We start from the raw sequence: 14,698 nt of genomic DNA, 5'->3' as shown, positions 1-14,698 counted from the left end.
GGGTTGCTATGCCAGTTATTGTCTTGCATGTCCTGTGCCAGCCTTGCGTGGCGTCCTGGATTTGATTTAGCGTAGCGCATGCCGACCGCCATCACAGACCTGCTCAGCGCCGCGGGAGCCTTCGCCAAGACGCGTTGGCTCGCAAAACGGCTGCGCACGCGGGCGGATGTGGAGCGCTATCAGGCTGCGCGCATCCGCGACATGCTGCGGGACACGGTCAGTCCCAGCGCGTTTTATCGTGACAAATCTGCGAAGTTGCTGGAAGAACTGCCGGCAATGGACAAGCGCACGCTCCTGGCCAACTTCCCGCAGCTCAACGCCGGCGGCCTCACCGTGGAACAGGTGCAGGCGACATTGAGCGCGGGTGGCGATCGCATCGGCAACTACGTGGTGGGTCAGAGCACCGGCACCAGCGGCAACCGCGGCTACTACGTCATCAGCAACAGGGAGCGATTCGTCTGGCTGGGCACGCTGCTCGCCAAGGCGCTGCCCGATGCGCTGTGGCGCCGCCATCGCGTCGCGCTGGCGCTGCCTGGGCTTTCCAGTTTGTACCAGTCGGCCGCGAGCGGCAGCCGCATCCAGCTCGGGTTCTTCGATCTGGCGCGTGGTGTCGATGCGTGGGCCCATGCCCTCGTGGCCTTCGCGCCGGACACCATCGTGGCGCAGCCCAAGGTGCTGCGCCATCTTGCCGAACGCGGCATGCTCCAGGCGCAAACGCTCTTCAGCGGTGCGGAGGTGCTGGATCCGCTGGACCGCCGCATCATCGAAGAGGCTACCGGTCGGCGTGTGCGCGAAATCTACATGGCAACCGAGGGACTCTTCGGTGTGGCCTGCCCGCATGGCACGCTGCATCTCGCCGAGGACGTGGTGCATTTCGGCTGGGAAAAGCCATCCGCGCAAAGCCCTTTGCTCAGCCCGCTGGTGACAGACTTCACGCGCAAGGTGCAGGTGATGGCGCGCTACCGGATGAACGACCTGCTGGAGCTGTCGCACACGCCATGCCTCTGCGGTTCGCCGTTCCAGGCCGTGGCGCGCATCGACGGCAGGCAGGACGACATCTTCCTCCTTGCCACGGCAGACGGCGGGCAAAGAATGGCCACGCCCGATGTGTTGCGCAATGCCGTGGTGGACGCCGACCGGCGCATCCTGGATTTCAGGATCGTACAGACCGGCCCCGCGCAAGTGCGCGTGTCGCTCGACGCGGCGCTGTCGCCTGAGGTGGATGGCGCTGTGGTGGCGTCGATTCAGCGGCTGTGCGACGGCTTGGGCGTGGCCGGCGTGAACGTCGCCGTTGTGCGCGGCATCACAGCGGACACCGGCGTCAAGCTGCGCCGGGTGCGTCGCGAGTGGAGCCCGCCTCCCTCATAGCAGCATCGTGACGCGAGTGGGCTGCGCCTGCGCGGGCGGCGGTTTGCCGGCGAGGATGGCGTCGATCTGCGGGCGCAACACGTCCAATGGTCCCGCCATACGTTTCACATCGCCGAACTCGACGTTGTTGTCGCGCGTGGTCTTGAGGATGTTCCTGTCCTGGCTATGCACCAGCCGGATCCACGGCCACAGCAGCATGAACTTCAGCCGGGCCCACGGCTTGCCGCCCGGCAGGCCCACCACGCCGTACCCGGTGACTTCGCCGTCTCGCGCCGGTGTCATGTAACCCGTCATGACGAAGTTGACGCCGGCCGGTCCGTGGAACTCCACTTCCGACACATTCGGCCCGATGAACCGACCGACGGACAACACGCGTTCCTTTTCGCCCATCACGGCCGGAATGAGTCCGCCCGCAGCACCTTCGCCGTAGTAGCGCGCCTCGGCCCGATCCGCCCCCGCTGTGACTTCGACCGTGGTGGGCACGGCCTTCTTGCCGCGCACGAGGTGCTTGTGCACGAAGTAGGTGTGCGAAGGGTCGAGGAAGTTTTCTGCGGCGTCCGCCAGCTCCGCGTCGGCGTCCCCGGGCAGGGCGCGCCAGAATTTGAGCTGCGAGACCAGGGGATTCGTGTACGGCCGATCCGGCGCTTGGCCGAGCTTGATGAACACCAGGCCCAGATGAACGCACGTCTCGAATGTGTGGAGCTTGACGCCGGGCAGTTCACCGGCGAGGCAGGGCATGTCGGCAAGGCGCCCATCGCCCGTGAACGTCCAGCCGTGGTAGCCGCAGCGAACCGTGTCGCCTTCGACGCGGCCTTGCGAGAGCGGTGCGCCGCGATGCGGGCACCGGTCGACGACGGCTCGGGGCTGTGCCGCCGACCCGAAGAGAAGAATGGGCGTGTTGAACAGGTAACGCCGCAGCGCTTTGTTGGGGTGCAGTTCGCGAGCTTGTGCCATGGCATACCAGCCCGCTCGTTCTGGGGGGAATCTCATAGCCCTCTCTTCTTCATGATAGGGACGGCGAATCCGTTCAGCACCGCGGCTAGCAATCGCACGACGCACGCGCGCCAGGCCGACACGTGGCCGACGTACATGGCTGTGAATTCGATCTCACCGCGGGCGCCCCGGTGGCGCTTGAAGTCGGCGGCGCCGGCGGAGCCGTTCAAACGCAAGCCGGCTGCAGCGGCCATGTCGCTGAAGAGGTAGCAAGCGGCGCGGTACAAGCCTTCCGATTGCGGCCGGCCGGTGTCGTAGCCGACGATGGGCGCAGTGAGCACGTCGCCACGCACGAGGCACCCCGCCACCGCGACGATGTCACCTGCCGCATCGCGCACCCCGCGGTAGCGCAGAGTGCCGTCCGCGTGCGTCGCGGCGATGTACTCAGGCGTGAAGACCGGGTTCAACGCCGAGTACTTGCCCACGTAGAGCATCTCGTAGAGCGCGGCGATGCGCTCGGCATCGCCTTCGCGCAGCTGCGCCAGTTCATCGACACGATGACCTTGGCGCGCCATCATCCGGCGATCGTTGCCGGCGGAGTGGCTGGCGCGCCAGTTGCGTTCCAGGTCGTCCGTCACCCAGATCTGCCGGCTGGGGACACAGGTCCAGCCGTCGGCCCGCACCGCGGCCAGCAGTTGCGGGCAAGACCAGGCGTCGAGCGAACGGATGGCGATGATGTGTTGCGGGAACTGTTTTGTGAGCGCGTCGCGAATGGCCGGTATGTCGTCACCTTTCCAGTCGCCATGGAGGTTGGTGGAGAGCAGCCAGTTGTCGACATGAACGATGCGATTGATGCCCGCCGATTGAAGCAACGCGCCGATCACGCTGATCAGCGCTTTGGCGACAGGCTTCATGGCGCCCACATCGACCATGTCGAGCTCTTCGCGGGCGTAGAGGCAGTAGGCGCTGTGCGGCAGACAGACGTAGCTGTCGCCTGTTTCGCCGTCGTTCACCGTGAGGGGGAACACGCGTTCGCCCGAGCGCAGCGCCAGCCAACGTGTGCGCACGTTGCGCACCAGGGCATTCACGCCCGCTTGCGCGACCATACTCATGTAAGCGCGGGCGAAGTCGTTGCTCTGCGGCCAGGCGGCGCTGTCGGCGTGCAGCGGGTCGAACACGGCCGGCATCAAGGCAGCGCCTCGCCGTTCCATTCGATGTCGTCCGTGCTCTGGCCGGCCGCGCTGCGCCGTCCTTTGAGGCCCGCCATCGCGAACCGCGCTGCGTCGACCAGTGCGCCCACGGCTGGCAGGCGATCGCCGGGCCGACCCAGCACATCGGCGCCACGCTGCCAGTCGGCCAGGAATTCGCCCCAACGCCCGGACGCAATCGCACTCGGCGCGCCGAGGACAAGCATGGCCGGCGCCAGGTAGCGCAACCCCGGCGGCGGCTGAAGCGGCGGCCCTTCACCCATCAGCGCATGAGCCAAAGCCGCGCTGCCATCGAACAGGTGCAAGCCACTCACGGCGCGCGGGTTGCACTCGATGGGGACGGCTTCGCCCTGTGGCGAGAGGATGATGTCGAAACTGAGATGCCCCGTCATCTCCGTCTCGGCTGCAACACGGGTGGCCACGGCCTCGACGGCGGGGTGATGGAACTGCTCGAACGCATAGGATGCCGCGTGCCCGAATCGCCAGGCGGGCCGGTACGCGGCGCTGGCCACGACTCGCCCGCGCACGGCCGCAGACCAGAGGCAGACTTCCGTTCCCTCGACGAAGCGCTGCGCGGCCCAGACCTGGCCATCTGCGAAGTTGATGCGCGCGAGACGCTTGCTGTCTGGCCGGATCAGAGTCGCCGTGCCGAATCGTGAGTACTCCGGCTTGAACACGAGTTGCTCTGCGGGGAGCGGGAGTGACGCCAACTCCTGCGCGTTGGCAACAGCCCAGGTTTGCGGCGCTGACAGCCCGACGCTTCGGGCGAGCTGCGCGAAGCTGATCTTGGAGTGCAACGTGCGCAGCGTCTGCAGGCCAGGTGCGAACGTGCGGTCCGCGAAGCCCCGCTGTGCCGCAGCCGCTGCCACGTAGAACACTTCCTCGCAGGTGGGGATGACCAGTTCGACATCGAGCGTGGTTACCGATGCCGACAACGCGGCGGCGTAGTCGTCGAAGGCCCATCGCGCGGGTGGCAAGCGGTGGACACGCCCGCTACCCACACGCGACCACTTGGCGGCCCACGGCACCACGGAGTCGGCCAGGTGAACCTCGTATCCCGCGGCGTCGAACGAACGCGCCAGGTCGATGGCGACAGGAGCACGCGCACCGGTGATCAGGATGCGCCGCGTCATGGGCGTGCCAGCGCCTGCGCGGCGCGTTCGGGGCAATGACAAGGCGTGATGCGCATGTCGCGGTTGCGGACGGACAGCTCGTTCAGCATTCGCAGCGTCGCGCGTGTCTTGCTTGTGTTGCCGAGGAAGCCGCTCGACAACGCGAGTGCGGGCATGTTGCGGCGGATCGCATCGAGCGACCAGGCTGCGTCGGCCACCATGAAGTGGTCTCCATGGGCGCTGTCACGAACGGCCAGGCCCCAGTGGCCGGGGCAATGGCCCGGCAGTTCCACCGCTACGAGCGAGCCATCGCCCAGGATGTCCACGCCTTCGGTGAACGGGGCGAACGCGGTGGAGAGCGCCACCGTGCGCGCGTCTTCGAAGAACCGGGCCCGGGCATGCATGTTTGCCGGGATGAGCGATGTGAGGAATCCGCGACGCACGGCGGACCAGCGCGATGCTCCGCATGCAGCGTCGAGCCCGGCGCGGGCGCAATGGATCGCGGCGTTCGGAAAGGCATGCGTGCCTGCCATGTGGTCGGCATGAAAGTGCGACAGCACCAGGTGGCGCACTTCCCGTGGATCAATGCCGAACCGCACGATCTGTCTCGCGACCTGCTCGCCGTCGTTCAGGGTGACGGGTGTGAGCCAGCGATAGAGGCGCTCAGGAAACGAATCGGTCGCCTGCATGAAGGCCGGGTCGTAGCCCGTGTCGAAGAGGATAGGCCCTTGCGACGGATGGACGAGAAGCATCGACAGCGAAGGGAATTCCACCGGCCGCCAACTGCCGCCGCGAATGGACATGACCTGGGGATGCAGGCAGTGTCCTGCGCGCAGGGCCGTGACTTGCATTTCCGTCATTGAGGCTTCCCGCCAGCCGTGCCGATGGCCGCATCGATGGCTTCTTCCGGAGAAAAGCGCGGCGCCCAGCCAAGCAATTCATGCGCGGCAGACAGGTCGAAGGTTTGCGAATAGGCGAGCGACATCACGGTGTAGCGCGTGGCGGGCGGTTCGGGCCGGCCGGGCAACGCGGCGCAGATCAGCTCCATCATGCGCGCTGCGGAAAGGGCGAGTCGAGCGGGTACGGGGACCAGGCGCACCGACATTCCCCGCCGAGCAAAAATCCTGCGGAGCAATTCGTCCAACCGTCGCGGTTGCCCACCGGAGATGTTGACGGCGCGGCCCGCCGCCCGAGCAAGATGCTGGTCCGCGGCGAGGAAGGCGGCAGCGGCATCTCGCACGTCCGTCAGTTCGATGAGCGCGCGGCCGCCGTTGGGCAGTGGCATGCGGCCGCGGCGGGCGGCGCGCAGCAACCGCGGCAACAACACAGTGTCATGCGGCCCGACGATCGCGCGCGGGCGCAATGCCACTGTCCGGAATGCAGGCGAATTGGCAGAGAGCACGAGTTGCTCCGCGGCGTACTTCGTGGCGGCGTAGTCGTTGGCAAATGGTTTCGCCACTGCGCTCGTTTCGACCAACCCCAGCCGGTCTTGCGGGCTGGCGTAGATGGAGGGCGTCGACGCGTAGATGAAGGCGTCACAGCCGCGCTCACGTGCGGCGTCGATCAAGGCTTGCGTCGCTTGCACATTGATGGCCGCAAAGTCTGCCGCGCGTCCCCAGGGCGATGAAAGCGCTGCCAGATGAAACACAACGTCGTGCTGCCGGACCAACGAGTGAAGCAGGCCGCCCACCAGATCGGCCGCAATGAACCGCGCGCCGCTCGTTGTCAGCTCGCGCTCGACTGCGGCGTTGCGCCCGGTGGCCGTCACGTCATATCCGGCCCGCACCAGCATCGGCACCAGCGTGCGGCCCAGCCCGCCTGTTGCGCCCGTGACCAGCGCGCGGCGCATCACCAGCAGACCACCGCTCCGCCCAGGGAGATGCCCGCCGAACTTCCGACGAGCAGCGACGTGCTGCCGGGTGCGAGCAACCCCGTGATGCGCGCGGTGTGTAGGGCATGTGGCAGGCTCACGGCGATCTGGTTTCCGTGGCTGCGGAAGATGTCCACCGTCTTGCCGTGCGCGCCCGCGATGCTGCGCTTCAGATGTTCCAGTGCCGTGGCGCTTGCCTGGTGCGGAATGATGGAGTTGAGGGCCGTCTCGTCCACGTTCGCGGCGTCGAGCAGGCCGGACATGAAAGCCGGAAACCGCCGGGCCGTCGCTTTGAAGACGCCCACCCCGTCCATCTGGAATTTGCTGCGCGCCAGGAAGCCGGCAAGATCGTCGTGAGGGCGCAGGCGCGTGCCGCCGGCTTCGAGGCGGCAATGGTCGGCGCCTTCGCCGTAGGTGGCCAGGCGCAAGGTCAGCAACTGGTGCGGGCCTCCTGCTTCCAACGCCACAGCCGCAGCGCCATCGCCGAAGATCGCGCTGGCCTCGGGATCGGAGAAGTCCAGCGCCGCCGAGGCGATGTCCGCACCCACGATCAAGGCGCGCCGCCATTTGCCGAGCGCGAATCCGGACAGCACGACGTCGAATGCGAGCAGGAACGACAGGCAGGTGGCGTTGACGTCGAATGCCGGGATGCCGCTGTCGCTCAAGCCCAGGCGGCGCTGGATGAGTACGGCTGTGCCGGGAATGGGCTGCTCCATCACGCCGCAGGCCCCGACGATGACATCCAGGCTACCTGCATCCCAGCCCGCGTCGATGAGAGCAGCCTGTGCAGCCTGCGCGCCCAGCATGGAGCTGGTCTCGTCAGGCTCCGCCCAGAATCGCGAGGCGATACCGAAGCGATCCTCCACCCATCCTGCCGATTGACCGATGAGCGCGTCCACCTCCGCCGACGGCACTCGCCGACGCGGAGTCGCCACTGCACTGCCGGCGAGGTGGAACGCTATGTGCTGGGCCATTGTGGATTGTCGGGGGCTGGAGTGTCGGTCATGGTGGGGGATCGGCGGCGAGTATGCGGTGAGGCGGTTCGTAGAAGCTGACCGATAGATCGAGGTTCAGAAATTTGCCGCCTTCGGTATCGATTGGCGGCATGTGTGTTCGCCTGTACCTCAGCTTCCTCCGGGCAACGGCAACGCTGTTTTTATACCGCACCGTCAGACACCGCCTACACGCAATTGGAGTCATCCAGCGTTGCGAATAATGCGTTTAATGCTAATAATGCGACCAGTCGCCCCCAAAAAGATGGGCCCATTTTGACCACGGGCAACTGCAGGAGAACTGAGATGAGCCAACAAGTGTTAGACCCCGCCAGCGAAGAGGAGGCCGAAATGGCCGCCGCGGCGCGAGCCTGCCTGGTGGCCGCGTTGGATCACTCGAAAGCCGACCAGATCAGAGTAACCATTGATGCGGGCGTGGAAGGCGCGGACCTGCCGGTGCTGAACGTGCCGCCGCGCGCACTGCGTTTCTTTGCCGACGTTCTACGGCAGATGGCAAAGCGCGAGCCCATGGTGCTCGTGCCGCAGAAGTGCGAAATGACCACGCAGGACGCGGCCGCGTTCCTGAACGTTTCGCGCCCGTTCATCATCAAGGAGATTGAGGCGGGGCGCTTGAAGTGCCGGCTGGTGAATCGGCATCGCCGCATCGAATTCGAAGAGCTGACCCGTTACCAGGACGAGCAGAAGCAGCGCTCCGAAGAGGCGTTGAAGAAGCTGCGCGAGGTGTCGGACGAGATCGGCGAGGAACTGTAGGTGGCGGTCAGCGCGAGGTACACGCTGCTTTTGAAGCACGATCGCCCAGACGGCGGCAGCATTGACCTAAGCGGGGCAAACCTGCACCTTGCGGGCAATGTCTGGCGGGCCCGTGAAACGAGGTTGTGATGAGCGGCTTACCAAATTTCGTGCGACCAGGTGATCCGGCCAACGACATCGCCTCCACACTGCTTGAGCTCGGAAAGGTGCCAGATCTTTTTCAATATCCGAAGTCCAGCAGTAGAGATATTGCCGAAGTCGGCAGAGAGAAGGACTTGATAGTTCGTCGTGCTGATCGAAATGCTGGCAGAGGGGACGAGTACTTACTTGCCAATACGCAACCTGACCGCCCAGATGTCGAGTCTTGGATTGTGGAAACACCTGCCAACCGGCTTGGCGTCGTTTCCCGCGAGCATGCAAGCGTGTGGGTCAACGTTTCCGACGTTGGCGAGGGGTTGGGTGGCAGCCGGGTTTACGACCTGGTTGCCAACTATGCCCACATCAACGGATGCGTTTTCATTGGCGATCCGTTGGGGGTCAGTGAGTCAGCCATGCGGCGGCGCTTGGAAAATATGCTGAGTTCGGCCGTGAAATACGGCACAACAGGTCATTTGGAGCCTCATCCGGACCAGCTGGTTGGTGCGCCAGAAAAGGGAATTGCACCGCTGAGCTGGACCGTTGGTGATACGCTTGCTAATATCCAAGCAATGGTAATGGCCTCATTGGCCACAACTGATGCCGCTGCGCCAACGGCGAAATCTGTAATCTACGATGTCAAAACTAGCCGGTTTCAAGCAGCTGACGGCTCAATCCTCGAGCCGGATGACATCGCACGCCTACTTGACGAAGGCGGAGTTCGACAGCCTGGTGGGCCAGGCAGCACCACTGTACAGAGAGCGGCTCTCTTCCGTGCCCTTCTACAGAGCCCGAATGCAAGACGAGCAATTTTGGGTGCGGTTCGTGGGCAGCCGGGTGCAGGAGGCGCGAGTCTTGGTGGCAGCTTCTACTAGACGTCAACCCGGTTTGCGCGCAGCCGCCTAGGCTTCGACCTCGCATTCCGCTAACCTCGCGAATCGTCACCGTGTCCTGACGCGGAAGCCTCATCGAGAGATCGACGCTGGCGAAGGCTCCCCTGTTCGCGCTTGTCGCAGCTTCCGGGATCATTGGTATAACTACTCAGGCCAAACTGATCGAGGCCAATGAGCCCGTGTTCAATCAGCTGCGAGTGTGCATAGGCTCATTGAATCTTTCTCGGCAACGGCAACGCCGTCTTATACCGAACCTGCTTCAACGCAAAACTCGACCGGATCTTCTCGATCCCCGGAATCGGCGTCAGCTGCTCCAGGATGAAGCGCTCCAGCGCGCCCATGTCGGCCACGGCGACTCTGATTAAGTAGTCGCTGTCGCCCGTCATCAGGTAGCACTCCATCACCTCGTCGTGCTCGGCGATGCGGCGCTCGAATTCGGCCAGGGCGGCCTTGCTCTGTTCCTTCAGGCTGATGTTGATGAACACGTTCAGACCTAAGCCCAGCGCCCTCGGATCGGTCAGCGCCACGTAGCGCTGGATCACGCCGGCCGCCTCCAGCGCCTTCACTCGCGTGAGGCAGGGCGATGGCGACAGGTGCACGCGCCTGGCCAGCTCCACGTTGGTCAGCGAGCTGTCTTGCTGCAGCTCGGCCAGGATTCTCAGATCCATCGTGTCCAGTTGCATGAAATGCCTTTAGTCCGAGTATTCGCGGCATTTTATGCTGATGAGTTCGGCTTCTGACCTATTTTCCGCAACCCTGTTTCGCGGCTTTTTGCCTACAGTGCAAGCATTGGAGTTTGCGAAATGACCGACCATAGCCTTACCCGATTCCTGGCCGACGAAACCGGCAGCATCAAAGAAGACGGCGACCCGGCCGAAACCGCCGAATGGCGCGACGCGCTGCTATCGCTGGTGGCCACGCACGGCCCGGCGCGGGCGCGCTTCATCCTCGACGAGATCGCGGCGCTGGCGCGAAGCCCGCACGTCGGCTGGTCGCCGGAGCTGGTGACGCCGTATGTCAACTCCATCGCGGTGGATCAGCAGCCGGCGTTTCCGGGAGATTTGGCCATTGAGGAACGGCTGGGTTCGTTGATGCGATGGAATGCGCTCGCGATGGTGGCGCGGGCGAACGCGGCGTATGGGGAGTTGGGCGGGCACATCGCGTCGTATGCGAGTGCGGCGGATTTGTTCGAGGTGGGGTTCAACCACTTCTTCCAGGCTCGCAATGAATCGCAGGGCGGCGACCTGGTGTTCTTCCAGCCGCACAGCGCGCCGGGCGTCTATGCGCGGGCCTATCTGGAAGGGCGGTTGACCGAGAACGACCTCGCGCACTACCGGCAAGAGATCACCGCCCCGGCCGACGGCGCGCGCGGCCTTTCCAGCTACCCGCACCCGTGGCTGATGCCGGACTTCTGGCAGTTTCCCACCGGTTCGATGGGCATCGGCCCCATCAGCTCGATCTATCACGCGCGCTTCATGCGTTACCTCACCCACCGCAACCTGTTGAATTGCGAAGGCCGGAAAGTGTGGGGCGTGTTCGGCGACGGCGAGATGGACGAGCCCGAATCGATGAGCGCGCTCACGCTCGCCTCGCGCGAGAAGCTCGACAACCTGGTGTGGGTGGTCAACTGCAACCTGCAGCGGCTCGACGGCCCGGTGCGCGGCAACGGCCGCATCATCGACGAGCTGGAAAAGCTGTTCCGCGGCGCGGGCTGGAACGTCATCAAGCTGGTGTGGGGCAGCGACTGGGACGGCCTGTTCGCGCGCGACGTCACCGGCGCGCTGGCCCGCACCTTCGCCAACACGGTCGACGGGCAGATGCAGACGTTCGCGGCCAAGGACGGCCGCTTCAACCGCGACAACTTCTTCGGCCAGAACGAGGAGCTCCAGCGCCTGGCCCAGGGCATGACCGATGAACAGATCGACCGCCTGAAGCGCGGCGGGCACGACCTGGTGAAGATCCACGCCGCGTATTCGGCGGCCGCCGCGCATCGCGGCCAGCCCACGGTGATCCTGGCTCACACCAAGAAGGGCTACGGCATGGGCACGGCCGGCCAGGGCAAGATGACGACGCACAGCCAGAAGAAGCTGGACGAAGGCGCACTCATCGAGTTCCGCAATCGCTTCAACCTGCCGATCTCGGATGCGCAGGCGACCAATCTCGAATTCTTCAAGCCGGCGGAAGACAGCGCCGAGATGCGCTACATGCATGCTCAGCGCGCGAAGCTCGGAGGCTACCTGCCCAAAAGGCAGACCACCTCGCAGGCCATACCCGTGCCTGCTCTCGCTTCGTATGCCGCCTTCGCCACCGCGGCGGCGGGCAAGGAGATGTCGACCACCATGGCTTTCGTGCGGCTGCTGGGCAACTTGTTGAAAGACAAGACCCTGGGTCCGCAGGACATCGAGTTCCGTCAACGGTTGGTGCCCATCGTCGCCGACGAGGCGCGCACCTTCGGCATGGCCAACCTGTTCAAGCAGGTGGGCATCTATTCCAGCGTGGGCCAGCGCTACGAGCCGGAAGACATCGGCTCGGTGCTGTCGTACCGCGAGGCGCTGGACGGGCAGATTCTGGAAGAGGGCATCAGCGAAGCCGGCGCCATCGCCAGTTGGACGGCCGCGGCCACCAGCTACAGCGTGCACGGCGTGCCCATGCTGCCGTTCTACATCTACTACTCGATGTTCGGCTTCCAGCGTGTGGGCGACGCGATCTGGGCGGCGGCGGACCAGCGATCGCGCGGCTTCCTGCTGGGCGCGACGTCGGGCCGCACGACGCTGGGTGGCGAGGGCTTGCAGCACCAGGACGGCACATCGCATCTCGTCGCGGCGACGATTCCCAACTGCAAGGCCTATGACCCGGCCTACGCCGGCGAAATGGCCGTGATCATCGACCGCGGCATGCGCGAGATGTTGGTGGAGCAGCAAGACGTTTTCTACTACGTCACGCTCATGAACGAGAACTACGCGCAGCCGGATCTGCCGGCGGGTGCGGAAGAGGGCGTGATTCGCGGGGCGTATCGCTTCGGCGCGTACGGCGAAGGCAAGCCGCAGGTGACGCTGATGGGCTCGGGCGCGATCTTGACCGAGGTGGTGAAGGCGGCGGAACGGCTCGCCGCTGAAGGTGTGGCGTGCGAGGTGGTGAGCGTGACGAGCTGGAGCGAGTTGGCGCGGGATGGGATTGCCGTCACGCCCGCGGAGGCGGGGGGCCAGGGCGCCCTGGATTCCCGCCTGCGCGGGAATGACGAAGCGTACATTCGCACGCTGTTGAAAGGCAACTCTGGTCCGATCGTCGCCGCGACGGACTACGTTCGCGCGGTGCCGGAATCGGTGCGCGCTTTCCTGCCCGAGGGCCGGCGTTACCTCACGCTCGGCACCGACGGCTTCGGACGCAGCGACACGCGGGCTGCGCTGCGAGAGTTCTTCGGTGTGGATGCGGCCGCTATCGTCAAGGCCGCCCGTCACACGCTGTCATTGCGGGCTTGATCTTGGCTTGACCCGCAATCCACTCGCCGCCATGGATGCCGGATCAAGTCGTCGAATGGCACTTTCAAGGACTCATCAGGCGATGGACAAGTCCGATCTTTGCACATCAACTTTTGGCTACACTGGAGACAACTGGAGGGTGGGGAAACATGATTTCGTTCTCGTCGACTATGCTTTCGGCCGCTGGCCGGGTCTTCCTGCTACTGGCCTTGGTGGCGTTCGTCGCGGAGGTCGACGCGAAGGGTCGTGGTGGCCGCAGCAGCAGCGGTGCCGGGGCCAGCAAGAAGTCCGACTCCGAGAGTTCCGGCACGACGATCCGCCTGCGTGGCCCCACTTCGTCACAGTCCACAGGCGGCGCGATGCCGGCGACCGCAACCGCGGCCGACTCGGCAGAGCCGGCGCCGCCGCCGATCGACTTCAACAGGCCCGAGACGCTCTCGACTGCCGAGGCCGCGCGGCGGGCAGCGCTGATGGACGCGAGCGAGCGCGAGCAAGCGGAGCAGGCCGCGGCCAGGAAAGCGGTCGCCGACAGGGCAGAGGTCGATCGCATCGCTGCCTCGAAGGCGGCAGCCGCCCGCAAGGCTGCGGCGGAAAGCGCCGCGGCTGCCGAAGTGGAAAGCGTCCTGCAACGCGCCAAGGGCGATTACCCCGTGCTCAACACTGCGCAGGGCGAGCCCGTGCTCGCCAGCATCAAGGAGCGGCAGAAGGAACTTGCCGCCACGGGCATGTACCCGAGCGTGGCCATGGTGCAGGCCGTGGCGCGCCACGAACATCTGCTGCGCCGGCCGGAGGCGCGGGCGTCATTCGCAGTTGCGCCGCCTGCCCAGGCTGGCAGCCAGCCGGCGGCGGAGGAGGATGCCACGAGCATCGGCAATTGCCGCTGGGTGACGCCGCTCGTGTGGTCTTGCAAGTAGCTGCATCGTTGAAAGTGGCGGCTACTTCCGATCGCGCAAGCCGACCAGCTCCAGCAGGTTGTCCTGCCCCACGCGCAGCCGCGCGGCGGGGCTCAGCTGCCGCAGCAGGTTCTGCACGCTCTCGAACTTCATCACTTCGCTGTCGCGCGACCGATGGCTCGCGTCCGTGCCCACCAGGAAGCGCCTTGGCTGCGCCTCGATCAGGGCCAGCCACTCCGGCCACACCTGCACGCCGTCGCGCAGGATGGTGTAGTCGGGCGACCGCGGATGCCGCGGCCAGGTGCGTGCGCTGAGCTCGTAGTAGAGATTGGCATGGCGCTGCAGCATTCGCTGCGCCAGGAACAGCGGCGTGTAGCCGCCGTGAGCCCAGATCACCGGCACGTCCGAGAACTGCTCCAGCAGCGCCGAGAGTTCCGCCATGCGCGTGGACTCGATGTGCAGCATCACCGGCACCTTGTGCTTGCGGGCCAGCGCCATGATGCCTGTCACCATCGGGCCCAGCGGGTCGAAGTTGGTTTCGCCGAAACCCGCTGAAGGAAAGTGCACGGCGGAGATCTCGCCGATGCCTTTGTACTGGCCGGACGCGAGCAGCCGGTCCAGCGTTTCCAGCAAAGCCTTGTCGTTGCCGTCCCACGCCGGGCGGTAGGCGGTGCGCTCCGGCGAGATGGATGCGAAGGCGATAAGGCGTTGCGGATGGCGCTTGGCGGCCTGGGCCACGGTGTCGTTGTCGCTGCGGCCGCCCCAGAACACGACGGCATGGCTGGCGCCGTAACGGTCCATGAATTCCAGCTGCATTGCTTCGTCGTTGAGGTGGGCGTGGGCGTCGACGAAGGGGATGGTAAGTTGCTGCGCTTGTGCAAAGGCGGGCAGGGCGCAAGCCAGGGCAAAGACGGCGATCAGGGTGAGGCGCACAGTTGTCAAACGCTGCGCGCCGGCGCCCGTTGACATGGCTTTGCCCGCAAATGCGGTCATAGCGGGCTTGACTTCTCTTCCTCCCTGCCAGTGCAATCGATGAGGCTGCCG

Annotated in this window: 13 protein-coding genes; 5 read left to right on the top strand and 8 right to left on the bottom strand. The window is 65.3% G+C overall.

Annotated features, from left to right (window positions below):
- Nucleotides 1-78: 78 nt before the first annotated feature.
- The gene (locus tag EEB15_RS17355) at nucleotides 79-1,368 is read left to right on the top strand and encodes a F390 synthetase-related protein (RefSeq protein WP_141511137.1); all 1,290 of its coding nucleotides are present in this window, start codon (nucleotides 79-81) and stop codon (nucleotides 1,366-1,368) included.
- Here the strand turns inward: EEB15_RS17355 and EEB15_RS17350 are convergent.
- The 6 genes from EEB15_RS17350 to EEB15_RS17325 are packed head-to-tail and all read right to left on the bottom strand — an operon-like array spanning nucleotide 1,363 to nucleotide 7,465.
- The gene (locus tag EEB15_RS17350; RefSeq protein WP_141511136.1) at nucleotides 1,363-2,358 is read right to left on the bottom strand and encodes a Rieske 2Fe-2S domain-containing protein; all 996 of its coding nucleotides are present in this window, start codon (nucleotides 2,356-2,358) and stop codon (nucleotides 1,363-1,365) included. The two genes, EEB15_RS17355 and EEB15_RS17350, sit on opposite strands and share 6 nt — an antisense overlap.
- Nucleotides 2,355-3,512, bottom strand: a complete 1,158-nt coding sequence (locus EEB15_RS17345) for a GNAT family N-acetyltransferase (protein WP_141511135.1) — start codon at nucleotides 3,510-3,512, stop codon at nucleotides 2,355-2,357. The genes EEB15_RS17350 and EEB15_RS17345 overlap by 4 nt, the downstream gene beginning before the upstream one ends.
- Nucleotides 3,488-4,642, bottom strand: a complete 1,155-nt coding sequence (locus tag EEB15_RS17340) for a hypothetical protein (RefSeq protein WP_141511134.1) — start codon at nucleotides 4,640-4,642, stop codon at nucleotides 3,488-3,490. The genes EEB15_RS17345 and EEB15_RS17340 overlap by 25 nt, the downstream gene beginning before the upstream one ends.
- Complete coding sequence (locus EEB15_RS17335; RefSeq protein WP_141511133.1) at nucleotides 4,639-5,481, bottom strand: MBL fold metallo-hydrolase; 843 nt, start codon at nucleotides 5,479-5,481, stop codon at nucleotides 4,639-4,641. Before EEB15_RS17335 ends, EEB15_RS17340 begins: the two co-directional genes overlap by 4 nt.
- On the bottom strand, nucleotides 5,478-6,470 hold the full coding sequence (locus EEB15_RS17330) for an NAD(P)-dependent oxidoreductase (protein WP_141511132.1): 993 nt from the start codon (nucleotides 6,468-6,470) through the stop codon (nucleotides 5,478-5,480). The genes EEB15_RS17335 and EEB15_RS17330 overlap by 4 nt, the downstream gene beginning before the upstream one ends.
- On the bottom strand, nucleotides 6,470-7,465 hold the full coding sequence (locus EEB15_RS17325) for a 3-oxoacyl-[acyl-carrier-protein] synthase III C-terminal domain-containing protein (RefSeq protein WP_141511131.1): 996 nt from the start codon (nucleotides 7,463-7,465) through the stop codon (nucleotides 6,470-6,472). The genes EEB15_RS17330 and EEB15_RS17325 overlap by 1 nt, the downstream gene beginning before the upstream one ends.
- Nucleotides 7,466-7,789: 324 nt before the next feature.
- Here EEB15_RS17325 and EEB15_RS17320 point away from each other — a divergent pair, with 324 nt between their 5' ends.
- Both EEB15_RS17320 and EEB15_RS17315 read left to right on the top strand, forming a co-directional pair.
- A complete protein-coding gene (locus EEB15_RS17320) occupies nucleotides 7,790-8,254 on the top strand; it encodes a helix-turn-helix domain-containing protein (RefSeq protein WP_141511130.1) in 465 nt (154 codons plus the stop codon).
- Nucleotides 8,255-8,382: 128 nt separating this feature from the next.
- On the top strand, nucleotides 8,383-9,264 hold the full coding sequence (locus EEB15_RS17315; RefSeq protein ID WP_141511129.1) for a hypothetical protein: 882 nt from the start codon (nucleotides 8,383-8,385) through the stop codon (nucleotides 9,262-9,264).
- A 227-nt stretch (nucleotides 9,265-9,491) separates the two neighbouring features.
- On the opposite strand, the gene EEB15_RS17310 is transcribed toward EEB15_RS17315, so the two are convergent.
- A complete protein-coding gene (locus EEB15_RS17310; RefSeq protein ID WP_141511128.1) occupies nucleotides 9,492-9,965 on the bottom strand; it encodes an Lrp/AsnC family transcriptional regulator in 474 nt (157 codons plus the stop codon).
- Between the two features lie 120 nt (nucleotides 9,966-10,085).
- Between EEB15_RS17310 and mdeB the strand changes: the two genes are divergently transcribed.
- Nucleotides 10,086-12,761 carry an alpha-ketoglutarate dehydrogenase gene (gene mdeB / locus EEB15_RS17305; RefSeq protein WP_141511127.1) on the top strand — a complete coding sequence of 892 codons (2,676 nt, stop codon included), beginning with the start codon at nucleotides 10,086-10,088 and terminating at the stop codon, nucleotides 12,759-12,761.
- A 149-nt stretch (nucleotides 12,762-12,910) separates the two neighbouring features.
- Nucleotides 12,911-13,675 carry a hypothetical protein gene (locus EEB15_RS17300; protein WP_158290152.1) on the top strand — a complete coding sequence of 255 codons (765 nt, stop codon included), beginning with the start codon at nucleotides 12,911-12,913 and terminating at the stop codon, nucleotides 13,673-13,675.
- A 21-nt stretch (nucleotides 13,676-13,696) separates the two neighbouring features.
- Here the strand turns inward: EEB15_RS17300 and EEB15_RS17295 are convergent, their stop codons facing one another.
- On the bottom strand, nucleotides 13,697-14,647 hold the full coding sequence (locus EEB15_RS17295; RefSeq protein ID WP_141511125.1) for an amidohydrolase family protein: 951 nt from the start codon (nucleotides 14,645-14,647) through the stop codon (nucleotides 13,697-13,699).
- Nucleotides 14,648-14,698: the final 51 nt, after the last annotated feature.

The organism is Ramlibacter sp. WS9 (assembly GCF_003797765.1).
Taxonomy (GTDB): domain Bacteria; phylum Pseudomonadota; class Gammaproteobacteria; order Burkholderiales; family Burkholderiaceae_C; genus Ramlibacter.
Note: the sequence above shows the minus strand (reverse complement) of the source record. Positions and strands in the feature narration are given on the sequence as shown.